Source organism: Ktedonobacter sp. SOSP1-85 (genome assembly GCF_016587415.1).
GTDB lineage: Bacteria > Chloroflexota > Ktedonobacteria > Ktedonobacterales > Ktedonobacteraceae > Ktedonobacter.
The window spans coordinates 3,705,444-3,729,757 of record NZ_BNJI01000001.1; the positions used below are offsets into that span (position 1 = coordinate 3,705,444).

Below are 24,314 nucleotides of genomic sequence, written 5' to 3' on the forward strand. Positions count from 1 at the left end.
CCTGCCTTTCGTCACAAAAAAAGATAGAAGTTTGTTATTGGATGGAGTATGGCAGTGCCGCAGGCACTGCCATACTCCATCCAATAACAATGCCATCCAAATTCCCCCAGACCACTAAATATAACGTATTAGCTAATATACAGGATACTGTTGGGCAAGACAAGAAAACAGCCGCAAGGTATAGATGAGCATCGCCCATAATCTGTAGAACATCTGGTCATCACAGGAGGGTAAAATTGTAGTACAATAAGCACTATATGCGTAATGAGTTATTATCCTGGTTTGCCCGCGAGGGTCTTCTTCTGACTAGTGTTGCGACGAGTGTCTCTGAGGAGGACGACGACGAGGTGAAAGTTGTCGTCAAGGCTCCTCCAATCGCGCTGAGTCGGGCGGATAGAGATTTTCGTGAGTGCCCCGATCCAGTTGAATATGGCTATCCTGCTGATTGCCTGGAGTACATGCTGCTAGAGGACATGCATCACTTTGTCATGTCCTGGCTGGAGCAGGCCGTTCGTGCGGGAATGGCGCACTGTTTTGTGTGCAATCGCGTACTGGACATGGGAGAAGAGCGCCCCTGGGACGCTGTGTTTGTCAGCGATCCCTTTTACTGCTGGTTAGTGGCGCATTTTGACTGTAAACGCTATCTTAACCGGGATCTGCGGGGGCGCAACCCGTTTGAAGTGCAGACCGCGCCACCCGAATATCTCGGCTCCTATTTCGACGCCTGACATAGAGAAACAGTGGATAGAGAGAGAAAGAATATGGATAAAGCGCAAGTTGCCTCGATGCTGGAAGAGATTGCCACCCTTCTGGCGCTTAAACCTGAGGCTAGTGTCTTTGAGTTGCGGGCCTACGAAAACGCCGCGCGCGCCCTGGTCAGCGTGGATGGCGACCTGAACCAGCTCGTGGCGGAGAAGAAGCTAAAGGGAACGCCCGGCCTTGGTCCTACCATGATCAAGCGCGTTGAGGAGGCCGTACAGAACGGAAAGATCGCCTTTCTCGACGAACTACGTGCCGAGACGCCAGCCGTCAAGCTGGAGATGATGCGTATCCCCGGCGTGGGGCCAAAGAAGATTAACGCCATCTATGACCAGTTGCATGTTACCACTCTGGCCGAGCTAGAGCAGGTCTGCAAGGATGACAAAGTCGCGAAGATACCCGGCTTTGGTAAGAAGACGCAGGAGAAGATCCTCCAGGGGCTGACCTTCCTGAAGCAGCACGCCAACCGCTTTCGCTTCGATGTGGCCTTTGCCGAGGCCGAGCGCATTCGCACCGCCCTGGCGACCCTACCCGAGATCGTACGCCTGGAGGTTGCTGGTAGCTTGCGCCGCCGTCGCGAGACCGTCAAAGATATTGACATGGTCGCCAGCGTAGATGACAACGCGCCCGAAGAGGCCCGTGAGAAGATCATGAGCTTCTTTACGACCCAGCCAACAGTCATCTCAATCACCGGCAAGGGAACGACCAAGTCAAGCGTCGTGGTTGCCAGCGGGATCGCCATGGATCTACGCGTCGTGAGCGATAGCCAGTTTCCCTCTACCCTGCATCACTTTACCGGTTCACGTGAGCATCATATTCCTCTGCGAAGGCGTGCGCAGAACATGGGTATGACCATTAACGACTATGGCCTCTTTAAGATCAGCGAGGGTAAGGAAGAGCTGGTTCCCTGTCATGAGGAGCGCGATATCTATGCCGCGCTCAAGCTGGATTATATCGCGCCCGAGCTGCGCGAGGATACCGGGGAGATCGATGCCGCCACGCAACATAAGTTGCCTAAACTGGTGGAGCAGAGCGATATGCGTGGCATTCTGCACGCGCACTCGACCTATAGCGATGGCCAGAAGACGCTGCGCGAGATGGTAGAGGGGTGTATCGAGCGCGGCTACTCCTACCTGGGCATTACGGACCATAGCAAGGCCGCAGCCTACGCGGGTGGACTCTCTGAGGAAGATGTGCGACGCCAGTGGGCCGAAATCGACCAGATCAACGCCGAGTTGCAGGGGTGCTTCCGCATCTTGAAGGGCATCGAGTGCGATATCCTCAAGGATGGCGCGCTCGACTTTTCAGACGAGTTGCTGGCGGGCTTTGACTTTGTGATTGCCTCCATTCATAGCAATTTTAATCTCTCGCCGGAAGAGCAGACGAAGCGCATGTTGAAGGCCATTGCCAATCCATATACCTCAATTATTGGTCACCCGACGGGTCGTATTTTACTTGGTAGGGCAGGGTATACATTAGATATGGAGGCTGTGATCGATGCAGCAGCTGAGCAGGGCGTGTGCATAGAGATCAACGCGCACCCCTCTCGCCTTGACATGGACTGGCGCCTGGTACGTAAGGCGCGCGAGAAGGGGCTTAAGGTTCCGCTTGGACCAGACGCCCATGCCATTGAGGGGCTGGATGATGTGTTTTATGGACTGGGTATCGCGCGTAAGGGGTGGCTCTCCGCCGACGACGTTCCCAACACATACACGAGCGAGCGGCTCATTGAGTTTTTCCGTGCTCAACGCGAGCGACGCCTGAGCCAGTAAGCGCTTGTTCATATCTATCTCAGAGCCTTGTCGTCGTAGGTCGCCTCATCTAAAGTGTGCCGCTTATTCGTAATAGGGATAAGAGCCAGCGCTCTGCGCTACTTATGCAGGGTCTTCCAACGTGGAAATGTGAGGTCGAGAGGGACGCGAGCGCTTGCGGGCGCTTGTATTTCTCTCATCGTTACTTTGCAAGAATTTCTTATCCGAAAACCCTGAGCGCGCCTGCCGTGCCACCTTTAGGTGGTCCCCGAATGGGGGAAGCGCTAGTCACGCCGGTGACGTTGGGTTTCGGAATAAGACCGAAGGAGAATTTGTATGGCGAAACAGATCGAAATGGATGTCGCACCACGCGAGGTTTTTGGGAAAAAGACGAAGAGCCTGCGTCGTCAGGGTCTTATCCCTGGAAATATTGGTGGCCACAAGGCCGATTCGGTGGCGATTCAGTTTGATGCCAAAGTCTTCAAGCGCTTGCAGCATGAGAACAGGGCGGGAAGTATCTATGCGCTCAACCTGCCTGGCAAGGGTGCGGAGACCGTCCTGGTGCATCATGTGGAGCATAATGCGGTTTCGGGAGAGATCCAACACGTGGATTTCTCTCGCGTAAGCATGGATGAGCAGGTGAGCATTAAGGTACCCCTGCACTTTGTGGGCGAGTCTCCCGCGCTCAAGGATATCAAAGGGACGCTCCTGCATATGGACGCGCTTGAGGTCCAGTGTCGCGCCTCTGATATCCTGCCCGCCATCGAGGTGGATCTCTCGCCGTTGAAGACGCTTGACGACACGATCTATGCCAGGGACGTCAAGTTGCCAAAGGGATTTAAGCTTGTAGGTGATCCCGAGGAGTCGGTTGCGAAGGTTGCACCGCCGAAGGTGGAGCTGCCCGCGCCTGAGGCTGCCGAGGCTGCTGCTGAGGCTGCACCAGCGGCTGAGAGCGAGTCCACTGCCAGCGAGTAAAGCAGGCCTTTCACTATAACGACAGGGACGCGGTAAACTACCCTATATGTCTTACCGCGTCCCCCTTTTTGTTACCAGGCTTTCATCCACGTCGTCATTGCTTATAGCCTATGTTAGCGCCCTTGTGTGTAGAAATACTTCGCCTATGGGCGGGCAGGTAGTGTAAGAAGCATTAAGACTAGGAGCTACAAGCAAACTATGCGCATCATGCTAGTAACCGATCAATATCCCCCAATGGTGGGTGGTGTTCCCACAGTGACACGTGGACTCGCGGTAGACTTTGTCAATCGCGGTCACCAGGTCTGGGTGGTGGCGCCTAGCTATGGCGCGCGTGATGTGAAGCGTCTCGAACAGGGAGTGCGGGTCTATCGCTTCTCCTCGTTTGAGTGGCCTACCTACGAGGGCTTACGCATTCCCTTCCTCCCTTTTATGCCGATGCGCAATCTCATCAAGCGTAGCGATCCCGATATTATCCATATCCACTCGCCCGTGGTGCTGGGGAATATCGCGCAAATTCTCGCGGGTGGCCTGCGCAAGCCCGTTATTGCGACCAATCACTACCTGCCTATTAATATGAGTCGCTCACTCTCGTCCGATCCAATCTTTGGCAAACCCTTTAGCAGCGTGACTTATACTTACCTGGTTAATTTCTGTAACCGCTGTGAGTATGTCACGGCCCCCACACAGACGGCGCTGAACCTGTTGTATGAGCATGGGCTGCGCGCGCCCGCACGCGCCATCTCCAATGGCATCGACCTGAACCGTTTTCGCCCAGGGGCGCCCGATCCCGAGGCGCTTACGCGCTTTAGTCTGCCCACAGATCGCCCGCTGATCATTCATGTCAATCGCTTGAGCGAGGAGAAGCGTATTGATGTGTTGATTCGCGCTGCGCAGCATCTGCGTCAGCCTGCGCACATCGTGCTTGTGGGTTCTGGCCCTATGGAGGCGGAGCTACGCGCGTTGGCGGCCAGTTTGCATGTAGAGGATCGGGTGAGCTTCCTGGGCTTTGTACGCGACGCCGATCTCCTATCGCTACGTCGCTCAGCAGCGCTCTTTGCCATTCCATCTGAGGCTGATCTACAGAGCCTGGCGACGATGGAGGCAATGGCCTGTGGCCTGCCCGTAGTGGCTGCCAATTCGTATGCCTTGCCCGAGCTTGTCCATCAGAATGAGAATGGCTTTCTCTTCCAGCCAGGAAATAGTGAAGAACTGGCACGCGCTATTGATACGATCCTTGAAGATGGAGACCTGCGTACACGCATGGGGCAGGAGAGCCTGAATATCATTGAGAAGCATGATCGGCTCAATATCCTCGACGAGTGGGAGGACCTCTATCGCCGCCTCTCCATTGAGTTTAAAGAAGATAAAGAACGCAAGCAGCAAATGCGTATACAACGCAAATACAAGGGAGAGCTACCGACCGGGCAGCAAAAGGCGCGTTCTCGCCTGCGCCGCACAGGTACGACTGGAGACCTCTCATTTGACTGGAGCGATACAGCGGAGGATACCGATGCACAGCTTTAGCTACGCCTGGGGGACCGGACCTATGAGACTGGGGGTTAGTGTGCTCCCCAGCGTTTATGTAGCAACCTGGCAATGCCTCGTTCAATGCCCCAGCGGATCTGAATCATGTGATAGGTGAACCAGGCCTGGATGCGATACTGCCAGGGATCTGTTGGTATGGTGGCGCGTCTGCGCTCCTGTTCAAAGGTATAGATGGAGATAGGGGCACGTTGCGGAAGGAAAAGGCTTCTAATGGGGCACCATATGGGTTGTATATCTCTCTCTGAATCTGAGCCTTGCTTGTACATACAAAAACTCCTGGAGCACGCTCACGCTTGGGAATTTCTATTGCATCTTATACGAAAACCAACCCCCATTCGGGGGCGCAGCGCCACTCTCGCCGCGCCACCCTCAGGTGGTGGCTAGCGCTCCCCCCATTCGGGGGCAGGCGCGCTCAGGTTTTCGATAGGGTAGCACTTACTTTTTGTAGTATAGGCTGAGAAATGCTATTTGTCTACCCATATATGTTTATCTATTACTAAAAATAAAGGCAGATGTGCCATGGAATTGCGTCACCTCACCACCTTTCGTACAGTCGCTCAACTTCAGAGCTTTCGCCGGGCTGCCGAGGCGCTTGGCTATGTTCAGGGAAACGTTACTGCACATATCCAGGCTCTTGAGCAGGAATTGGATGTGCAACTCTTTAATCGCCTCGGCAGGCATATCACACTGACGAGCGCGGGCGAACAACTACTTGCGTACGCTGAAAAGCTGCTTACTATCGCTGCTGAGGCCCAATCCGCGCTTGCCCAGCGTGAAGTAGTCCACGGGACGCTCACAGTGAGTGCCCCGGATACTCTCTGTATTTATCGTCTTCCCGCGCTCTTCAGTAATTTTCAACAACGCTTCCCCCAGGTGCGTCTACTCTTTCGACCCCTCTCATGGAATACCCTTCAGAAGGCTGTCAGCGAAGGTGTGATTGACGTGGCGTTTTTGATGGCGCAGCCGGTGCAGTCGCGTGGGCTAATAGCGGAAACTCTTCTCCCTGAACCAATCCTCTTGCTTGCCGCACCCTCACATCCCCTTGCGCAAGCGGCTCATATCCAGCCAGAAGATCTGGAGACAGAAACTCTTCTGCTAACAGAAATGGGATGCAGCTATCGTACCGTCTTTGAGCAGCAGTTGGCTGCCGAAGGATGTGTCCCTAAAATGCTCCTTGAATTTGGCAGCATTGAAGCTATCAAGCAATTTGCCATGCTGGGAATGGGAATAGCTGTGTTGCCTGCTGTCTCTGTAAGTGCTGAACTTGCACAAAGTAAGCTGGTCATTTTGCCTTGGGGGCGAGACTTCCGCATTATTACTCAGATGGCCTGGCATAAAGACAAATGGCTCTCTCCAGCCTTCCAGGCATTTGTCTCAACCGCACGCGAGGTACTCAAGGAAGTTTGATCATTTTTAGTGATCAATATGATTAAAATCAATTGCTTGACGTGATAGATAGCTCTTACTATACTTGGGGCAGTGAACAGCGCGACCCGTACCTGATTCACCGGGTGGGAAACCTTGTGTCGCGACTACTTTTTAAGGAAAGAACGATGAAAACCTTAGCGATCTATGGTGGATCGAGAAAAAATGGAAACTCTGAACAGCTCACCAAAGAACTTTTAAAAGGAACCTCATACTCCTCAATTCATTTGAGTGACTATCATATTAAGCCTATTGTGGATCAACGACATGACTCCAATGGTTTCGATGCAGTGGATGATGATTATAGCCTGGTTCTTGAGCAGGTTCGCGCGCATGAACTTCTTGTGTTTACCACGCCTCTGTACTGGTATGGGATGTCCGGCCTTATGAAGAATTTCGTTGATCACTGGTCCCAGAGCTTCCGAGATACATCCATAAACTTTAAAATGGAGATGGCGACGAAGCGGGCATTTGTCGTTATTGTTGGGGATGACGAGCCACAGAAGAAAGCTTTGCCTTTAGTCCAGCAATTTCAGTATATCTTTGACTTTATGAATATGCCACTGGTGGGCTACCTGATTGGGAAAGGAAGAAAACCTGGAGATATTCAAAACGATCTCAAAACGCTCGAAAACGCGGCTACCTGGCGGGAAAGGCTTTTGGAACAGGTATAAAAGTGTCCAGGGCCGCCGCCCTGGACACTTTTATATTTATCTATTCTTGTGTTACATTAAATGCACTTGTATGGCAATAAATAAGTATTTTGTTCTTGTGCATCAATATAGTTTATTGACGTTTATCACATATCTTGTTAGAATAATGATTGGTGAGAGTTATTATGAGTTTTCACCAGACGTGCGAGTAATGTCAGGGCTTATGTTCGGCCTTAAGGAGAAACAGCCAGGCTGGAGGCCACTGGCATCCTGGTAAAACGTCAGTAAAGGATGTTGCTGAGCCAGGCAAGTACGATTTCTTTCTAAGTGTTCCATGAAAAATTATGTTGCGAGAAGACGTAGAGGAAGCTAGAGATTATGGTTGAGGAAGAGCAGTCCACGCAGTCTACATCATCAACAGGTGCCGCGTCATCCCCCGCTGAGAAGTCTGGTCGCAAGGGCGGCAGTACCGTACGCGCTAAGTATGGTGAGGATTATTATCAGCGCATCGGGAAAAAGGGCGGCACTGTGCTGAAGGAGAAGCGTGGCACAGAATATTATCGTACCATTGCCCAGAAGGGCGGGCGCGCAAATGTTGTCAAGTATGGTCCAGAGCATTTCTCGGCCATGGGCAAGAAGGGCGGCAACGCCACGAAGGAGAGCCAGGGGCCTGATTTTTACAGCCGCATTGGCCGCCTCGGTGGGGCAGCCAAGCGCCAGAAAAAGTCCCCTACAGAGTAACAAAAAATGGAGTACAGGCCAATAGCCTGTACTCCATTTTTTGTTAGCGCAGTTATTCGGCTTTGGCTGTGGCGAGGCGTGCCACGCCTTCTGTAATCGCTTGCGTAACGCCGGTCTCAGCTGTCTCTTTGGCCACGCGAAGCGCGTTCTGGATGGCGCGGGCGTTAGAGCGGCCATGCGAGATAATGGCCGCACCATTGACGCCTAGCAGGGGAACCCCGCCATACTCGGCATAGTCAAGGCGTTTATAAATCCTCTTCAACCCTGGTCTGAGGACTGCCGCCGCCAGCTTGCTTACAAACGACGAGGTCAGTTCGTCTTTAATCAGGGAGAAGAGGGCTTCACCCACGCCCTCGCTGAGCTTGAGAACGACGTTGCCGACGAAGCCATCACAGACCACCACATCCGCCACATTGGTCATGATGTCGCGCCCTTCGATATTGCCAATAAAGTTCAGCTTCAGGCGCTCCGCGTTCTGCTTGAGCAACTGGTGCGTCTGCACAACCTGCTGGTTGCCCTTGGTTTCCTCTTCCCCGTTGGCCAGCAGGCTCACGCGAGGCTGGTTGACGTGGAAGATACGCTCCATATAGACCGAGCCCATCAAGGCAAACTGCTGCAAATACTCGGGTTTGCAATCGGTATTGGCACCCATATCAATGATCAGACATGGCTTATTTTTGGTTGGGAAGACGCCACCCAGGGCCGGGCGCTCCACACCGGGGATACGTTTGAGGGTAAAGAGGGCCGCCGCCATCATCGCACCACTATTGCCCGCTGAAACCGCGCCAATGGCTTTGCCATCGCGAACCAGTTGCAGCGCGACGGTCATTGAGGCATTCTTCTTGCTTCTGACGGCTGTCGCGGGATGGTCGTCCATCTCAATCACTTCATCGGTGTGGACGATGGGGAGATCCAGTCCGCTAGTGTCGTGTTTGGCCAGTTCGGCCTGGATAACCTCCTCGCGTCCCACGAGGTACACGCCAATGCCGTAGGCGCGGGCAGCCTGAATTGCTCCCAGCACAATCTCGCCGGGAGCATTATCGCCGCCCATTGCGTCTAGAGCTAGACGCACGGGCGTATTAGTTGTGGAGACGCTCATGCGCTTTTCTCCTCAGGCTCCCCGATGGTCTGTTTGACCAGCGCAACCAGTTTGTCGAGGTCAAACGGTTTGTAGACGATGTGGACGACTCCGGCTTCGCGGAACTCCTGCTCTTCGTTGGCCGCGCCTAGGAAGGCCGTGACCACGATGACTGGAATCTGCTTATCGATGCCCATGGTCATGAGTTTTAACTCATCACGGCCATCAAGATAAGGCATCATCAGGTCCAGTAGCACCAGGTCGGGCTTGTGCTCCTGAATAGAGTCATAGAAACGCAGGCTCTGCGTGGTCATGAACGTCTCATAACCCTCGTCTGCTAGCGCTTCTGTGAGCAGGTCAGCAATTGTCGGATCGTCATCCATGACCAGAATTTTCTTTGCCATAGTACCAGCATTCCCCTCATTCCAAAACGGCCAGGCCGTACGGATCTCAATCTCACAACATTTTTTAACAGAGGTCACTCTTGATCTGTTTCTTTACAGCTCCGGTTGTCGGTATTCGTCGCTCCTGGTCGCGCAGCCTTTCATAGAGTCGCTGCATTTTACTCCGTACAGATAAGAGTATTATAACATCACGCCGTACTTTGTATACGTGGTATGAACTGGTTACTTGACATTTTTGTACTCATGTACTACTGTACAGTCGATGTATGCCAACCTGGCATGCCCATTCTATCCTTTCTCATCGCTGCTGAAGTAAAACATCTATTGAGAAAAAGGATTTCATGTCATCCAATTCAACATTTTTCTGTGATCGATGTGGTGCTGCCAATCGACCAGAGGCGCGTTTTTGTCGTGCCTGTGGCCAGGCGCTTGGTGGGTTGGACACGACGACCGATACCATTGTAGGTCTTGGGGCGCGTGGTATATCGAGCGCGCACGCCGTACATGGAACCTCAGCCAATACGCTGAACACAAACGTGAATACCACCTTCCAGTTGCCCATAGGCAGTTCGACGATTACGGGACTGTTGCAGCCTCAACATATGCTCAAGCAGCGGTATATCATCCTGGCAAATGTAGGAAAGGGTGGCTTCGGAGCTGTCTATAAGGCCCTCGATTCGCAGTTTGGTAATCGCCTGGTGGCGGTTAAGGAGATGAGCCAGAATAGCCTGGATGAGAAGGACCGCCAGGCCGCCGCTGATGCCTTCCAGCATGAAGCGATGCTCCTGGCCGGTTTGACGCATCCAAATCTACCGCGTATTTATGAGCAGTTTGCCGACCAGGGGCGTTCCTACCTGGTGATGGACTATATCGAGGGCGAGACCCTTGAGGACCGCCTGAGTCGCCTGAAGGGGACCACGCTCCCTATTGCGCAGACGCTTGATATTGCGATCCAGCTCTGTGACGTATTGGAGTATCTGCACTCGCGCACGCCCCCGATTATTTTCCGTGATCTCAAGCCTGCCAATGTGATGCTTACACCTGGTGGGCATATCTTCCTGATCGACTTTGGCATCGCGCGCCACTTCAAGCCCGGCAAGGCCAAGGATACAACCGCGCTTGGCTCCTCCGGATATGCCGCGCCGGAACAGTATGGTCGCTCGCAAACCACGGTGCGCGCCGATATCTATAGTCTGGGCGCGACCCTTCATCAACTCCTGACCGGGCATGATCCTTCGGAAACGCCCTTCCACTTCGTGTCTATTCACCTCCCGGCGCATCCGGCCCTCGCCGGATTGGCCGACCTGGTCATGCATATGGTAAGTGTACCCGTGAATGAGCGCCCGGAATCAGTGGCTGTTGTGCGCGCCTCGCTTCAGCGTATCCAGACGCTATATACGACGGGGGCCGCGCTGACCTCGCCGCCCACCATCTCGACGCGTGTCCCTCCCATGTACCAGGTACCTGCGACGATGCCGCCCATCCCTGCTCAATCCACGACTACAGGGAAGACTGGCAAGGCGAAAGGCCCAACTCAATACCAGATCGTCAAGCAGCCTAATACGCTCTTTATTTGTACTGGACATACGGGACGCGTGGCTGCTGTGGCCTGGTCGCCCGATGGCAAATGGCTGGCCTCGGCCAGCTATGACCGCACCGTGATCATATGGGATGCGGCTTCTGGTGATCGTGTCTGGACGTATAAGGGACACTCCGCGCGGGTGAATGCCCTGGCCTGGTCTTCCGATAGCAAATATATTGCTTCGGCGGGTGATGACACCACGGTGCAGATCTGGGAGCCTGCGAACGGGCACCTGGTCTATACCTATACTGCGCACAGCCAGCCCGTGAATGCTGTGGCCTGGTCGCCAGGTGGCGAGTATATTGCCTCGGCTGGCAACGATAAGCTGGTGCTGGTCTGGCATGCCCAGGAGCATAGTGAACTGTACCGCTATGAAGAGCACAAGGACCAGGTATATGCCGTGGCCTGGTCACCGGATGGGAAATACCTGGCCTCCGCTGGGAAAGAGAAGAGCATACGCTTCTGGAATCCCTTTGCCGAGCAGAAAAAGCCGCGCACCTTCTGGCAGCGCGTCTCATCCATTTTCTCCGCGGACCTGGAACCCAGCGTTCTGAAGGTGCATAATGAGCGGGTGAATGCCCTGGCCTGGCATCCAAAAGAGTATCTGCTGGCCTCGGCCTCTAGCGACTCCTACGCCTGCATCTGGGATGTCAGCATCGCTTATACGCAGCATACGAAACTGCTGCGGACCGCGGGTGGCAACAGCGCCAAGAACGCCGTGACCTGGGCGCCCGATGGCAAGCACCTGGCCATTGCCAGCAATGATAAGACAGTGCAGGTCTGGAATGTAGCCAAAGAGCGCTGTACCTATACCTACCAGGGGCACCAGGGCTATGTCGCCGCCGTAGCCTGGTCGCCAAGCGGCGAACGCCTGGCCTCCGCCGGGGTCGACCGCTCCGTGCAGATCTGGCAGGTCGTCTAAAGTTGTCTTTCTCCCATACGGCTAGTGGAGGCGGTGTAGTCAAGGAAGGATACAGTCAAAATATGTCCGAGAAGCGTTTTCCTCTCTCTCCTGAGCGCCTTGAAGCGCTTATCGCAACCCATCCCACACCATTTCACCTCTATGATGAGCAGGGGATCCGCGCCGCTGTGCGTCGCATGAAGCGAGCCTTTGCCTGGTCGGAGGGCTTTACCAATTATTTCGCGGTCAAGGCCCTGCCCAATCCCCATATTTTACGCATCCTCAAGGAGGAGGGCCTGGGTGTAGATTGTAGCTCTCTGCCCGAGCTTGTGCTCGCGGAGCGTGTAGGCTTTACTGGCGAAGAGATTATGTTTACCTCCAACCAGACGCCCGCGAGCGAGTATCGCAAGGCCAGGGAACTGGGGGCGATCATCAACCTGGACGACATCAGTCATATCGCCTATCTCGAAGAGCAGGCAGGCCTTCCCGATCTGATTAGTTTTCGCTACAATCCGGGACCATTGCGCGCCGGGAACGCCATCATTGGTGATCCCAAGGAGGCAAAGTATGGCCTGACCTATGATCAGCTCTTTCAAGCGTATGCCAGCGCGAAGGAGAAGGGCGTCAGGCGCTTTGGGCTACACGCCATGCTGGCCTCGAACGAACTCAACGTAGCGTATTTCCTTGAGACTGCACGCATGCTCTTTGACCTGGTCGCGGCCCTTTCGCGCGAGGTTGGCATCACCTTCTCCTTTATCAATATGGGTGGCGGCATTGGCATCCCTTATCGCCCGGAGCAGAGCGCCTTTGACATGGAGACCTTTGGCCAGGAGTTGCAGACCCTGTACACGCAGAAAATCGTTGCCAATAATCTGCAACCCCTGCGTATAGTCATGGAATGCGGCCGGGTGATCACGGGACCGCATGGCTACCTGGTGACCACCGCGCTCCACCAGAAAGAGACCTATAAGCGCTATATTGGCCTGGACGCCTGCATGACAAATCTGATGCGGCCCGCGCTGTATGGCGCCTATCACCACATTACTGTTTTGGGGAAAGAGGATCAGCCCGCGAACGAGACGTATGACGTCGTGGGATCGCTCTGCGAAAACTTCGATAAATTCGCCATTGATCGGAGCCTGTCTGATATCTCTCCAGGCGATATCCTGATCATTTACGATACGGGGGCGCACGGCCACGCCATGGGCTTTAACTATAACGGCAAGTTGCGCTCGGCGGAACTACTCTTGCGCGAGAGCGGCGAGATCCAACTCATCCGGCGTGCCGAGACGCTTGACGACTACTTTGGTACCCTCGATTTTGCAGGTTTGTAGATCAGAGGTTCTTTCGGTATGGCTATACCGAAAGAACCTCTTGCTTCGTGTTATGCTGGTTCGGCGGTTACAGAAGCTCCATTGGGATCGAGCAGGCTCTTGACCTTCTCTTTGCCCAGGGAGAGCATGAGGGTCGGGATACGTGGGCCGGTATCCGAGCCACAGATCAACGTGTAGATGGCGGCGAAGAAGGCGCGCTGGGCTTGCTTCAACTCGGGTGTGGCGGGCGCGTCTGAGGGCAGTCCGCGCACCTGCTTGGGAATGCGGTACATCAGGTCGGTCAGGGCATCCAGGTTCCAGGCGCCCTCAAGCTCCGCGACCAGGAGGCGGAGCGCCTCTTGCTCGCTTTCCCCAAGTTGCGCATAGGTCTCAGCATCAAAGCTGGCGCGGATAAAGGTGCGCTCATCTTCGGGCAGGTAGTTGTTGATCCAGTTGGCGGCGCAGGTCAGGCGCGGCTCTAGCTGTGCCGGGGTGAGGGGTTCCTCTTCCTTCAGGCTCTGCGTGGCGATGCGCAAGACCTGCTCAAGGTTGCCCTGTGTGACATCCAGGGTCGAGGTGAGTAGCGAGAATGGCACCGTGCGCTCGGCTCGCTTCACAGCACCCAGCGAGGTCTGGATGGCGCGTTGGTAGGCGACCAGGTTGGCCTCGTTAGCCTTGCCAGCCGCGACCTGGCGCACGAGGGAATCCCATTCATCATAGAGCCGCAAAAGACCCTGGCCAAAGTCGATATTAAAGGGCTGGTTGTTGGCGCGGCGGATATAGAGCCAGCGTAGAATCGCGGGCTCCAGGATGGAGAGCGCATTGGCTGGCGAAGCATCAGTTCCCACGGAACTGGAGATCTTCACACGGCCCTCCATGCCCACAAAGGCATAAGCCGCGTATTGGGGTGCGGGAGAATGGAAAATCTCCTGCACGATGCGCTGACCAACGGTGAAGCTGCTTCCTGGCGTCGAGTGGTCGGCGCCCGCAGGCTCAAAGTCTACCTGCGCCTCGCTCCAGCGCATGGGCCAGTCTACCTTCCAGACCAGCTTGCCGGAATTTTTCTCGTTCAGACTAAAGGCTCCACTATGCTGACAGTGCTGGCAGCTATAATCGATACTGGCAGTAGCCTCTTCATAGTGCTGTATTTGCGTCGTATCCTTGCCACAGGCCTCGCAATAGACCTTGTAAGGGTAATAGGCGGCCCGCCTTTCAGAGGCCGTCTCCTGCTGTTCCTGGCGCGTTTGATATTCAGCCAGGATATCAAAGATCTCTCCGCGTTGTGCCAGGGCCTGTTTGACCTTGTGGGTATAGCGCCCCTCGCGATAGGCGACTGACTGGCGCACCTGGGTCATAGGAAGATTGAGGGGCGCGATGCTCTCGCTAAATTCAGTAATATAGCGGTCGGCATACGAGGCATAGGCCCCAAAGGGATCAGGTACCTCACAGAGAGGCTGCCCAATATAGCTCGCGAAAGACTCTGGAATACCCGCAGGCACCTTGCGCAGGCGGTCATAGTCATCCCAAAACTGTATATGCTCTACCTGCCAGCCCCGAGCGCGTAGCTCTTCGGCGACCAGGTGAACCGTCATAATCTCACGCATATTGCCCAGGTGAACCGTCCCCGAGGGACTGAGTCCAGAGGCACAAATGATGGTTGCATGCTCACCCTTGACCTGGCGCACATGCTGCTCTACTCGGTCGCTAATCTTCGCGACCCAATCAGCTTTCATCGTCAAAACTCCTAGAAGATAAGTTAGACCAGGATTTCACCCCTTGTATTTATATCGAGGTAAGACAGGATCGTGTTCCCTTGTCACAGGGGTAAGGATGTGCTGGTGCGGAGCCGAAGGCCCCGCACCAGCACATCCTTACCCCTGTGAGCGCCGTAGGCGCGAAAAGTAAGTTAGAAGCAAATGCCTGGAAAACATCCTGGTAGATATATCGAAAAAGAAAGATAAGAACTTGAGGATATTATAAGGGTAATGGCAAGGAGGGGAACAAAAAACTAGGACGCATACCCCCATTCCTGTCAAGATGGCAATACACGTCCCGGTCGTTCAGAAAATTTGCATTTTTAGCATATCGAAAAAAGACGATTCTGGCAAGTCTACAATAAGCGGTTGGTATGCTCAGGGGCTATGCGCATTTTTCCAGCCGCATAGAAATTCATGCGCGGATCTGGTCGAGGAGGGCGCGGCCAATGACGATACGTTGAATTTGATTGGTCCCCTCAAAGATCTGTGCCACCTTTACATCGCGCATATAGCGCTCAACCGGGTAATCGCGAACATAGCCCGCGCCGCCCAGGACCTGGACCGCATTGGTGGTAACCTCCATCGCCGAATCCGTCGCGAAGCATTTGGCCATCGAGGCATACATCGAGACCTGCTTGGATGGTTGTTTGGACTGGTCGAGCTTATAGGCAGCCTCATAGACCAGCAGGCGCGAGGCCTCAACCTTCATAGCCATATCGGCGAGCATAAACTCAATGGCCTGAAAGATACCGATGGGTTTGCCAAACTGCTGGCGCTCCTGGGCGTACTGGCGAGCGGCCTCAAAGGCCGCCTGGGCGACACCGACTGCGACCGCGCCAATATTGATGCGCCCACCATCGAGTGAGGAGAGCGCGATCTTAAAGCCCTGTCCCTCTTCTCCCAGGCGTTGCGAGACGGGAATCTGGCAGTTCTCAAAGATCAACTCACGCGTGGGCGAGGAATGCAGGCCCATTTTGCGCTCAGTCTTGCCAAAGGCAAAGCCGGGCGTATCCTTCTCGATAACGAAGCAGGAGATGCCTGAAGCGTCATTTCCGGGAGCGGTACGCGCCATAAGCAGATAGATATCGGCCTCGCCCGCGTTGGTCACCCAGAGCTTATTCCCATTCAAAATGTATCTATCGCCCGAGCGCTCGGCCCGACATTGCAGGCTGGCGGCATCGGAGCCAGCGGCAGCCTCGCTCAGCGAGAAGGCGCCCAGGGCTTCGCCGGACGCTAGCTTGCCCACCCAGCGCTCGCGCTGTTCCTCATTGCCGAAGCGCGCAATAGACCCAGTGATCATGTTATGGACGGAGAGGCCAACTGCCGTCGCCATATCGCCCTGGGCCAGTTCTTCATACACAAGGGCCGCTGCCAGGCGTGAAAGCATGCTCCCACCCAGCTCTTCTGGCGTGGTCATGCCCATCAATCCCAGTTCCGCCATTTTTGTAAAGATCTCGCGGGGAAAGTGATTATGCTCATCCCATGACTCAGCATGAGGAGTTATCTCGTTTTGCGTAAAGCGACGTACCATGTCGCGGATATCTGATTGCTCTTCATTGAGGTCAAAGATCACAGGACTATCTCCTTTGTCTTGTGTGACAGCAATTTGCCAATGCTGCCGTCTTCTGTGTGCCTCTTCTTATCATATCATGCCTTCTGGTTAAGGGACATGAAATTGCGACAATTACGCGACAACTTTATGATGGTGCTGCGACATAGCAGAGGTAGTATCTATACCAGAGAAGCGAAGTGCATTTGAGACAAAACTCTGCGGTGGACAGAGATGAGAGGGTAACGGCTATGATATTCGATGGAATAGATACTTTATACGAAGCTTTTTATGCCTATGTAGAATCTGTAGTTGATGAAGAGGCCCATCAAGAGGCAAAACAACCAGAGCCGGTTGAAGCAAAGTCCGGCTGGACTTGGGAAGAGGAAGAGATATCCAGACACTCAACAGTTCTGCTAGCATCATAAATTCAGCCAAGTAAGTGATGAATGTTGCTAGATGTTGCTGGCGCAGCCAGTAACATCTAGCAACATTCATCACTTACTTGGCTACCTGTTGCTTGGCGCGGTTCCAGAGGGCGATCCACTCTGGTGTAGTGTAGGTGGTAAGCTCGCGCTGCTCCTGGCGGGCGAAGCTCTCCATGGCCTGGAAGCGTTGGCGGAACTTACGGTTTGCCGCGCGCAGGGCCTCTTCGGCATCGACTTTATACCAGCGTGCCAGCTTGGCGACGAGGAAGAGAAGGTCGCCCATCTCCTCTTGCTGTTCTTCTTTGGAGGTGGCCTGGCGTAGCTCTTGAAGCTCTTCCTCTAGCTTGGCCAGGACCTCTTCGAGATTATCAAACTCAAAGCCAGTTTTGGCGACGCGTTTCTGGTACTCCTGGGCGACCATGAGCGCGGGTGTGGCCTGGGGAATATTTTTGAAGACGGTCTCTATCTCGTGCGCGGCAATGCCCGCGTTGAGCCGCTCCTGGCGCTTGATCTCCTCCCAGTTTAGCGCCACCTGGCCAGCGGTGCTGGCCTCGGCATTACCGAAGACATGTGGATGGCGGCGCAGCATCTTGGCGTTGATATTCTCGTAGACATCGCCAAGGGCGAAGTGTCCCTCCTGGCGCGCGATCTCGGCATGCAGGTAGACCTGGAGCAGGAGGTCGCCCAGCTCGTCTGCGAGCTTCTCCATATCGTTCTCCTCGATGGCCTCAACCACTTCGTAAGTCTCTTCAATGACATAGCGCGTTAGCGTTTGGTGCGTCTGCTGGCGATCCCAAGGGCAGCCATCGGGGTCGCGGCGTAGGCGTTTGGTGATGTAGCGCAGGGTATCGGGCAGGCGTAGCGGTGTGAGCGCGTCCAGGGGTGGCACATACAGGGTACTAAGGTGATTGGCTTGATTATTGTGGTCCAGCTCGTAGAGAGGCATCTCTAGCGCGGCCTCGTCTGCGGAGACGCCTGCCGCTCGTACCAGTTTGACGGGCCACTCATCGGGATAGCACTCGCCCAGGGCCAGCTTGACCTGGCTGGCGAGACGGCGATTATAGACCTGGGTGATCAGTAGAGGTGTCGTGGGCAGAATCTTGCTGGCGATTTCGTCCTGGTCCAGTCCCGCCAGAATGGTTGCATCTACGATGTGCAGGCCGGTATCAAAGGGATCAAGTCCCAGCAGACTACATACCGGCTCCAGGAAGGAGAGGCCAGCCACAATCGAGGTAGAGAGGCCTCGTTCGCGCGCGAACTGAAGCAGAATCTGGACCGATGTCTCGCCTATGAGTGGATGGCCGGGTACGGCGTAGATGATGGGGCTTTGCGTAGCTAGCGTGCAGACTTCCTCCGCGATCCGCTGGTAGAGTGAACGCCAGGCGGTTGACTCTTCATAAAAGCTATCAAATGAGATGATATTGAGCGCAGGTAGCTCCTCGCGCAACTGCTCCACCGTGGGGTGGATGATGGTGCGGAAGTAGACCGTCTCCCCGCGTTGGGCGGCCTGGGCCAGCAGATCATGGGCCTGCACGGTAAGATCCTGCGCGTCGCCGGGACCCAACCCAAGAATGGTAATGGAAGGTATTATATTCATCATGTTTTGAGATGCATGCTCCTATTGAGAAAAGCAGGTAGGGGCAAAAAGGATAAGAGAGAATGCCATTGCCAGCCCCGATCTTCAACCTGACAGAACAAGTGTAGCGGGTGGATTAGGGAGTGTCAAATCTGACTTTTGTCCCTCTTTGAGGAAGGGCATGGCAGAGTGTGTTGATTGAGAGGTTGGTTGAGATGTTGTAAATATATGCCCTATGCTGATAAAATCATAGAGAGGCTATATCAACAGCTAACATAAAATCGAACCAGTCTCCATCGATTGAACGTGTTAGCCTTGAGGCAAGATTTTTTCTTACACCGAATGTACCAGATTATTGCCTACCATGTTATGCTTTACTACACTATCATACGGTTGCCCGGAATAGCCATGTGGGGCAACGTAAGGAGGGACTAATCTTATGGCGTCCGTGCAGAGCCAGAAACCAGCTTGTCCGGTGTGCAACCAGACAGATAAAGTTAAAACAATGCAAGCGGCGTATGATGCCGGGGTAGAGCAGTGCGCTCCACCAGCCGTACCAACCAAAAACATTTCCATGATCAGGACCATTATCTCCTGTATTGTGCTGGTGGGAGTTTGTATCTTCCTCGTCATCGTCTTGATCGGCGGAATGGAAGCGCAACTGGATTCTACGTTTATGATAGGCCTGGTGGCAGTCACTTTCTGTGTGATCGTGCTAGCCCTGGTCCTGTCGTTCCAGGCCTTCCAGCGCATTGTGAAAGGCGACAATGAAGCGAATTTGCTTCTTCCCGCCTGGGAGCACGCCATGGAGGAGTGGAAGCACTACTATTTCTGCTCACGCGATAATGTAGTGTTTGATCCTCGCACAGAGAAAACTGTGAGTGCCGAGAAACTGGCTAGCTTGCGCAACTTTGATGATCAGCGCCAGGCGAAGCTGGAGGCCGTCGCCCAGCATTAATACATGCAGGTGCGTATCAAAGCATATGCACAGAAAAAGGCAGTCGCAGACGTATTTTAATACATTAATAAAATGGCCCACAAAAGCCCTGGTTTGAGCCAGGGCTTTTGTGGGCCATTTTATTAGGGAAATATTTAGGTGGGATGGCGTGGGTTGTACCAATCGGGATTGGTGTCGTCCTCAAAGGAGACGCGCGAGGAGTGGGCCGAATTGGATGCAGGTGAGGCGCTGGCCAACTGTTCATTGTGGTCAGCCTCGGCATACAAATTCTCTGCTGCGCGCATGGGATCGAAGCTGACGGAACCATTTGCCTCTGGATCGTGCGCGATAGCTTCAAAGGTCCGTGCCAGGTTGCGAATTGTCTCTGGATCGGTGATCTTGCCCTCTTGTACCTGTTTATAGGCGTTGACCAGTACCTCTTCTTTGAAGACCGGTGGCCGATTACCCGCGGGTGGCGACGCCAACTCCTGTTGCGTGTAAGTGTTCTCGAATTGAGGTGCTTGCTGCTGAGCATAAGATGCGGGCGTGGGTTGCTCATATGCATAAGCCGCGTGGTCCAGGGGGGGCGAATCGACGAGATGTGCCCCATGAGAGCTCAGTGAGACATCGCGGATCTGTATCCCATTGACCTGGACTCCCCAGGCGGCGACGCGATTGCGCATATACTGAAAAAGATAGTTATTGACCTGTTCCCAGCGTGCCCCGTTGGAGAAATCGTCAAGCGAGGGATTTATGACGGGCTGACCCTGGGGGCCATCGGGCCAGGCGAGAAAATCTCCAGGCGAGAACGTGGTCGCAATAGTCTGAAGCGCAGCCAAAAAGAGTTCGCGCAAGGTTTCCTCCCAGCCATTTACCCGCGACATGGCGAGATAGGCATAGTCGGGCAAAACCTGGTAAGAGATTGACGCGCGCAGGATAACGTCGGTATCGGGAGCGAGCTGAACGCGCTGTGTGGGGCAGATCCACTGGATCTCACCCGTGTTGAGTTCATACGCTATCTGCTCCCAGGGGAGGAGGAGATGGGGTCCGGGTAGGAGCGTCCGTCGGTATTTGCCGAAGGCAAAGGCCAGCGCGACATATCCCTCTGGCACTGCATGGAGATAGCGACGCACCAGGAACACGCCGAGCACGACAATAATAGCCAGCAGCAGGAAGCCGGAAATGGCGCCAAAGGTCGAAAAGCAGCCGACCAGGAGGAAGAGCAGGAAGCCAAGCAGGGTAAAGACAAACCAGAGCTCGTTGATGGAACCGAGATAGTAAACAGTGGTTCCCTGCGCGATAGCGATAAGGATAATGAGGACTGCGAGCGGCCAGAATGCCGCGGCCGGGGTCGCGGCACGCCCACTAGCGACCAGGGGGAGTACCCAGAGAGCCGTCAGGCCCCCAAAGAGAATCGGTGCTCCAACGAGGGTTGCATAGTGGATTACAGTATGTAGGAGATCGCCGCGCTGTGTTATAGGGGTGGGTGGAGGCTCCTCAAAATCGGCTGCTGGAGCGTTCTGATAGTCCTGGTGCCCCTGGTAGCCTGCCTGATAGCGTTGATCATCGTGGGCCCTATAGGCATGAGCATCGACATCATATTGGTCCTGCTCAGGCGCGTCCTGGGTCACGTCATCATCATCATCGTGTGCCTGCTGGTGGGTATAGGCCGCCTGGGGATCATGCTGGGGACTCTGCCAGGTCGCCCCAGAGTCTTTCCAGTCAGAAGACATACATTGCACCTTTCTCTCGTGACATCATCAGTGGTTTAGCAGGAAAAGTTTTTATTGCAATAAGTGACTTTAAAATTTTCTTTAAAACTTTTTCTTTTTTATACCACATGAGCCACATCCTCCGCCTCCTCCGGTGCCACATCCTCCACCTCCTCCACTGCCGCAGGTACAAGGACCGCCCTTGCCACAACTGCATGAGCCACTTGCTCCGCCGGGCTCTTTTGTACTGGCACTGGCGGTTTTCACGCCGCATGAACCGCTGGAGCAGCAGCTTCCACCTTTGGGCGCGGGTTCTTCATCGACGGGGACCTGAATTGTCACCCCGCTTTCGAGCATAACCTCGACCGAATTTTTGGGAACGTTGATGGAGACTACCTTGCCTGAACCACTGGGTGTGTTCAGGAATGCCCCAATCTGAGGCATCTGTTGCTTGGCTTGGATATAATTTTCATTCTCATAGGCCAGGCAGCACATCAGGCGCCCACAAACGCCAGAGATTTTTGAGGGATTTAAAGGGAGGCCCTGTTCTTTGGCCATTTTGATGGAGACAATCCCGAAGTCGGTAATCCAGGAGCTACAACAGAGGGTTTTACCGCAGGGACCGATGCCGCCCTGAAGCTTGGCCTGGTCGCGCGCCCCAATCTGGCGCAGTTCGATGCGTGTGCGGAAGGTTGCCGCCAGGTCGCGCACAAGGCCGCGAAAATCGACGCGCTCATCAGCGGTAAAATAGAAGGTCAGTCGACTGCCGTCGAAGGTATACTCGCTCTCAACCAGCTTCATGGGAAGCCTGTGCTGGGTGATCCGCTCGGCACAGCGCACCATGGCATCCTTCTCTTTTTGTTTAAAAGAGAGGAGCATGCGCAGCTCGTCTTCGGTCGCCAGGCGCAAGACGGGTTTCAGTGGTTCGGAGAGGTCCTCCTCGGCAAGCTTCTTCGATGCCAGGACGACACGCCCGGCCTCTACGCCTCGGGTGGTCTCGACAATCACATACTGCCCGTTGGAGAAGGTTTGACCCTGGGGGTCGAAATAGTAAATACGCCCAGCTGGTCGAAAGCGAACGCCAACGACAACAATGATTTTAGCTATATCTGTCGCCGTATTGCCTGCTAGATCCATCTGCTCTCATCTTTGCTAGACTAGTGTGGACGCCAATCGAACGTATGTTATTAGGGGTGAGGGAGTAGAGAGTATGCGTGGTCGAGAATGCCCTGCCTCCATAACACGCCGGACGGGAGAAACACTAGTGTGAGGGATGCAGCCCCGTTGATGCATCCGGCTTACCATTCACCGAGTGTTACTAGATCGTTTCTAGTGACTACTTCTCCGAAAACCCTGAGCGCGAAGCGCTAGACACGCCAGTGGCGTTGGCTTTCGGGATAAGATCTGAGAGGATTTTGAAAGAAAAATTACATTTCATTGGTAAGGAGAATCGCCTCTGCAACCTCGCGCATGGATTTGCGATTATTCATGCTCGCCTTCTGAATTTTACGGAAGGCTTCCTGCTCGCTTAGACCCTGCTTCTCCATCAAGAGGCCTTTGGCGCGTTCAACGATCTTGCGCGTTTCGAGCGTCTCACTCAGGGAGCGAGCCTTCTCTTCCATCGCGCGAAACTCGTTATAGCGAGCCAGGGCGACCTCAATCGCAGGAGTAACTTCGCTTTCGCGGAGTGGCTTCACAATATAATTAACCACCCCGGCTTCCTTCGCGCGTTCAACGAGCGGTTGGTCACCGAAGGCAGTGAGCAGCAACACTGGTGCGAGTTTCTCCTGAGTAAGTGTTTCGGCGGCGGCAATGCCGTCCATGTCGGGCATGCGAATGTCCATAATTACCAGGTCGGGGCGTAGTTCGCGCGCGAGATTGACGGCACTCAATCCGTCTCCCGCTTCGCCAATTACGAGATAACCCTGTTTCGTAAGGACATCTTTCAGGTCCATACGCTGGATAGCTTCATCATCTGCAATAATAATGCGTGTTGGCATACGTGTCACCTCAAAGCCTTGGTCTCTTCCACCATAGAAGTACAAAAACCACTTTCTACGTACATTGGAAAGTATAGCATACCTGTTTTGGTGAGTCGATAGGCAAATCAGCAGGCGTTGACGAGTGCTTTTTAGGCGACCTGCACGAGTTCGCTCCCCTGCATGAGATGCGAAAGCGCTCGGGTCTCAGCGACGATGCGTGCCAGTTGTTCGGGCGTGATCGACTGGCGACCATCGCAGAGTGCCGTGCTGGGATCGCAATGGGTCTCGATGATCAATCCCTGGGCGCCCGCGGCAATGCTTGCGCGCGACATGGCGGGTACCAGCTCGCGTCGCCCAGTGGCATGACTGGGATCAACCAGGATAGGCAGGTGTGTCAACTCCTGTATCAGCGGCACGCAGGTCAGGTCCAGCACATTACGCGTCTGTGGATCATAGCTACGAATGCCTCGCTCGCAAAGAATCACGTTAGGATTGCCCGCGGCAACAATGTACTCGGCGGCCAGCAACCATTCTTCCACGGTGGAGGCCAGGCCACGTTTGAGCAAAACTGGACGCTTAGCCGAATGCTTACCAGCCGCACGCAGGAGAGCGTAGTTTTGCACGTTGCGGGCGCCAATCTGAAGGATATCTGAGTATTCAGCCACGGTATCCACCATCTCGGTCTCCATGACCTCTGTGACGATGGGGAGGCCAGTCTGCTCGCGAGCCTCAGCCAGCAGTTTCAAGCCTTCCACACCCAGCCCCTGAAACTGGTAGGGGGAGGTGCGTGGTTTGAAGGCTCCGCCACGGAGGATATTAGCACCAGCGGCCTTCACGGCATGCGCGGTGGTGAGAAGCTGCTCGCGGCTCTCTACCGCGCAGGGTCCCGCTATGATGACCGGAGATGCGGATGGGCCACCAACTGTGATCGGGGTGCAGGCATGACCTGTGCCTATGAGGATGCGGGTGTCGGCTGGTTGAAAGGAACGGCTAACGAGTTGGTAGGAGGTTTTCATGGGGAGGAGTTCGGTGACTGCGGGCTGTTGGAGGAGGAGTTGCTGGGACTGAGCATCGAGAACAGTGTTATCAAGGGCGATCACTTCACGTCCGGAGATGTGGGTGGTCGCCAGGGGCATGCGACTTGCTGTGATGCGACATAAAAGTGACATCAGCTGGGCGCGTTCTTCACTTGAAGCCTGGTTACTAATGGTGATGATCATGATTCGTAAACCTTTCTGTAACTATT

General features: G+C 54.5%; 21 protein-coding genes. 11 read left to right on the forward strand and 10 right to left on the reverse strand.

The window, feature by feature from the left end; all coding sequences use genetic code 11:
• Positions 1-257: 257 nt before the first annotated feature.
• The 4 genes from KTE_RS15480 to KTE_RS15495 all read left to right on the forward strand — a co-directional run bounded on the left by KTE_RS15480 (position 258) and on the right by KTE_RS15495 (position 5,009).
• Positions 258-728 (forward strand): hypothetical protein, encoded by a 471-nt coding sequence (locus KTE_RS15480; RefSeq protein WP_201382328.1) that lies wholly within the window; start codon positions 258-260, stop codon positions 726-728.
• A gap of 33 nt (positions 729-761) precedes the next feature.
• A complete protein-coding gene (gene polX / locus KTE_RS15485) occupies positions 762-2,531 on the forward strand; it encodes a DNA polymerase/3'-5' exonuclease PolX (RefSeq protein ID WP_201382329.1) in 1,770 nt (589 codons plus the stop codon).
• A 315-nt stretch (positions 2,532-2,846) separates the two neighbouring features.
• Positions 2,847-3,485 (forward strand): 50S ribosomal protein L25, encoded by a 639-nt coding sequence (locus tag KTE_RS15490; protein ID WP_201382330.1) that lies wholly within the window; start codon positions 2,847-2,849, stop codon positions 3,483-3,485.
• Positions 3,486-3,683: 198 nt separating this feature from the next.
• On the forward strand, positions 3,684-5,009 hold the full coding sequence (locus KTE_RS15495; RefSeq protein WP_201382331.1) for a glycosyltransferase: 1,326 nt from the start codon (positions 3,684-3,686) through the stop codon (positions 5,007-5,009).
• A gap of 35 nt (positions 5,010-5,044) precedes the next feature.
• On the opposite strand, the gene KTE_RS15500 is transcribed toward KTE_RS15495, so the two are convergent.
• Complete coding sequence (locus KTE_RS15500) at positions 5,045-5,296, reverse strand: hypothetical protein (RefSeq protein WP_201382332.1); 252 nt, start codon at positions 5,294-5,296, stop codon at positions 5,045-5,047.
• Positions 5,297-5,549: 253 nt separating this feature from the next.
• Between KTE_RS15500 and KTE_RS15505 the strand changes: the two genes are divergently transcribed.
• The 3 genes from KTE_RS15505 (at position 5,550) to KTE_RS15515 (ending at position 7,849) form a co-directional block, all read left to right on the forward strand.
• Positions 5,550-6,437, forward strand: coding sequence for a LysR family transcriptional regulator (locus KTE_RS15505; RefSeq protein ID WP_201382333.1), 888 nt, complete (start codon positions 5,550-5,552; stop codon positions 6,435-6,437).
• A gap of 146 nt (positions 6,438-6,583) precedes the next feature.
• Entirely contained in the window at positions 6,584-7,129 is a 546-nt protein-coding gene (locus KTE_RS15510) for a flavodoxin family protein (protein ID WP_201382335.1), read from the forward strand.
• A 357-nt stretch (positions 7,130-7,486) separates the two neighbouring features.
• Positions 7,487-7,849, forward strand: coding sequence for a hypothetical protein (locus KTE_RS15515; protein WP_201382337.1), 363 nt, complete (start codon positions 7,487-7,489; stop codon positions 7,847-7,849).
• 52 nt (positions 7,850-7,901) lie between these two features.
• Here KTE_RS15515 and plsX read toward each other — a convergent pair whose 3' ends face one another.
• Positions 7,902-8,921 (reverse strand): phosphate acyltransferase PlsX, encoded by a 1,020-nt coding sequence (plsX, locus tag KTE_RS15520; RefSeq protein ID WP_374226812.1) that lies wholly within the window; start codon positions 8,919-8,921, stop codon positions 7,902-7,904.
• Between the two features lie 23 nt (positions 8,922-8,944).
• Positions 8,945-9,331: a response regulator transcription factor gene (locus KTE_RS15525; protein ID WP_201369856.1), complete on the reverse strand. Its 387-nt coding sequence runs from the start codon at positions 9,329-9,331 to the stop codon at positions 8,945-8,947.
• A gap of 341 nt (positions 9,332-9,672) precedes the next feature.
• On the opposite strand from KTE_RS15525, the gene KTE_RS15530 reads away from it, so the two are divergent.
• Both KTE_RS15530 and lysA read left to right on the forward strand, forming a co-directional pair.
• A complete protein-coding gene (locus KTE_RS15530; protein WP_201382339.1) occupies positions 9,673-11,835 on the forward strand; it encodes a WD40 repeat domain-containing serine/threonine protein kinase in 2,163 nt (720 codons plus the stop codon).
• Between the two features lie 62 nt (positions 11,836-11,897).
• Positions 11,898-13,148: a diaminopimelate decarboxylase gene (lysA, locus tag KTE_RS15535; RefSeq protein ID WP_201382340.1), complete on the forward strand. Its 1,251-nt coding sequence runs from the start codon at positions 11,898-11,900 to the stop codon at positions 13,146-13,148.
• A 50-nt stretch (positions 13,149-13,198) separates the two neighbouring features.
• On the opposite strand, the gene lysS is transcribed toward lysA, so the two are convergent.
• A complete protein-coding gene (lysS, locus tag KTE_RS15540) occupies positions 13,199-14,860 on the reverse strand; it encodes a lysine--tRNA ligase (protein ID WP_201382341.1) in 1,662 nt (553 codons plus the stop codon).
• 436 nt (positions 14,861-15,296) lie between these two features.
• Positions 15,297-16,457, reverse strand: coding sequence for an acyl-CoA dehydrogenase family protein (locus KTE_RS15545; RefSeq protein ID WP_201382342.1), 1,161 nt, complete (start codon positions 16,455-16,457; stop codon positions 15,297-15,299).
• A gap of 182 nt (positions 16,458-16,639) precedes the next feature.
• Between KTE_RS15545 and KTE_RS15550 the strand changes: the two genes are divergently transcribed.
• Entirely contained in the window at positions 16,640-16,861 is a 222-nt protein-coding gene (locus tag KTE_RS15550) for a hypothetical protein (protein WP_201382344.1), read from the forward strand.
• A gap of 73 nt (positions 16,862-16,934) precedes the next feature.
• On the opposite strand, the gene mazG is transcribed toward KTE_RS15550, so the two are convergent.
• Complete coding sequence (gene mazG, locus KTE_RS15555; protein WP_201382346.1) at positions 16,935-18,461, reverse strand: nucleoside triphosphate pyrophosphohydrolase; 1,527 nt, start codon at positions 18,459-18,461, stop codon at positions 16,935-16,937.
• 415 nt (positions 18,462-18,876) lie between these two features.
• Here mazG and KTE_RS15560 point away from each other — a divergent pair, with 415 nt between their 5' ends.
• Positions 18,877-19,395 carry a DUF2975 domain-containing protein gene (locus KTE_RS15560; RefSeq protein WP_201382348.1) on the forward strand — a complete coding sequence of 173 codons (519 nt, stop codon included), beginning with the start codon at positions 18,877-18,879 and terminating at the stop codon, positions 19,393-19,395.
• Between the two features lie 134 nt (positions 19,396-19,529).
• Here the strand turns inward: KTE_RS15560 and KTE_RS15565 are convergent, their stop codons facing one another.
• From KTE_RS15565 to aroF, 4 genes are all read right to left on the reverse strand, one after another.
• Positions 19,530-21,107: an SPFH domain-containing protein gene (locus tag KTE_RS15565; protein ID WP_201382350.1), complete on the reverse strand. Its 1,578-nt coding sequence runs from the start codon at positions 21,105-21,107 to the stop codon at positions 19,530-19,532.
• An 81-nt stretch (positions 21,108-21,188) separates the two neighbouring features.
• The gene (locus tag KTE_RS15570) at positions 21,189-22,223 is read right to left on the reverse strand and encodes a stage 0 sporulation family protein (protein ID WP_201382352.1); all 1,035 of its coding nucleotides are present in this window, start codon (positions 22,221-22,223) and stop codon (positions 21,189-21,191) included.
• Positions 22,224-22,513: 290 nt separating this feature from the next.
• On the reverse strand, positions 22,514-23,086 hold the full coding sequence (locus tag KTE_RS15575; RefSeq protein ID WP_201369844.1) for an ANTAR domain-containing response regulator: 573 nt from the start codon (positions 23,084-23,086) through the stop codon (positions 22,514-22,516).
• A 131-nt stretch (positions 23,087-23,217) separates the two neighbouring features.
• Complete coding sequence (aroF, locus tag KTE_RS15580; RefSeq protein ID WP_201382354.1) at positions 23,218-24,288, reverse strand: 3-deoxy-7-phosphoheptulonate synthase; 1,071 nt, start codon at positions 24,286-24,288, stop codon at positions 23,218-23,220.
• Between the last annotated feature and the right edge of the window lie 26 nt (positions 24,289-24,314).

Bases quoted from the DNA above. Each gene is read 5' to 3' on its own strand.
- KTE_RS15495 (WP_201382331.1), top strand. From the start codon at position 3,684: ATGCGCATCATGCTAGTAACCGATCAATATCCCCCAATGGTGGGTGGT.
- KTE_RS15570 (WP_201382352.1), bottom strand. From the start codon at position 22,223: ATGGATCTAGCAGGCAATACGGCGACAGATATAGCTAAAATCATTGTT.
- KTE_RS15480 (WP_201382328.1), top strand. From the start codon at position 258: ATGCGTAATGAGTTATTATCCTGGTTTGCCCGCGAGGGTCTTCTTCTG.
- KTE_RS15525 (WP_201369856.1), bottom strand. From the start codon at position 9,331: ATGGCAAAGAAAATTCTGGTCATGGATGACGATCCGACAATTGCTGAC.
- KTE_RS15530 (WP_201382339.1), top strand. From the start codon at position 9,673: ATGTCATCCAATTCAACATTTTTCTGTGATCGATGTGGTGCTGCCAAT.
- mazG (WP_201382346.1), bottom strand. From the start codon at position 18,461: ATGATGAATATAATACCTTCCATTACCATTCTTGGGTTGGGTCCCGGC.
- KTE_RS15575 (WP_201369844.1), bottom strand. From the start codon at position 23,086: ATGCCAACACGCATTATTATTGCAGATGATGAAGCTATCCAGCGTATG.
- polX (WP_201382329.1), top strand. From the start codon at position 762: ATGGATAAAGCGCAAGTTGCCTCGATGCTGGAAGAGATTGCCACCCTT.
- KTE_RS15565 (WP_201382350.1), bottom strand. From the start codon at position 21,107: ATGTCTTCTGACTGGAAAGACTCTGGGGCGACCTGGCAGAGTCCCCAG.
- aroF (WP_201382354.1), bottom strand. From the start codon at position 24,288: ATGATCATCACCATTAGTAACCAGGCTTCAAGTGAAGAACGCGCCCAG.
- KTE_RS15560 (WP_201382348.1), top strand. From the start codon at position 18,877: ATGGCGTCCGTGCAGAGCCAGAAACCAGCTTGTCCGGTGTGCAACCAG.
- lysS (WP_201382341.1), bottom strand. From the start codon at position 14,860: ATGAAAGCTGATTGGGTCGCGAAGATTAGCGACCGAGTAGAGCAGCAT.
- KTE_RS15515 (WP_201382337.1), top strand. From the start codon at position 7,487: ATGGTTGAGGAAGAGCAGTCCACGCAGTCTACATCATCAACAGGTGCC.
- KTE_RS15490 (WP_201382330.1), top strand. From the start codon at position 2,847: ATGGCGAAACAGATCGAAATGGATGTCGCACCACGCGAGGTTTTTGGG.
- KTE_RS15510 (WP_201382335.1), top strand. From the start codon at position 6,584: ATGAAAACCTTAGCGATCTATGGTGGATCGAGAAAAAATGGAAACTCT.
- KTE_RS15500 (WP_201382332.1), bottom strand. From the start codon at position 5,296: ATGTACAAGCAAGGCTCAGATTCAGAGAGAGATATACAACCCATATGG.
- KTE_RS15505 (WP_201382333.1), top strand. From the start codon at position 5,550: ATGGAATTGCGTCACCTCACCACCTTTCGTACAGTCGCTCAACTTCAG.
- lysA (WP_201382340.1), top strand. From the start codon at position 11,898: ATGTCCGAGAAGCGTTTTCCTCTCTCTCCTGAGCGCCTTGAAGCGCTT.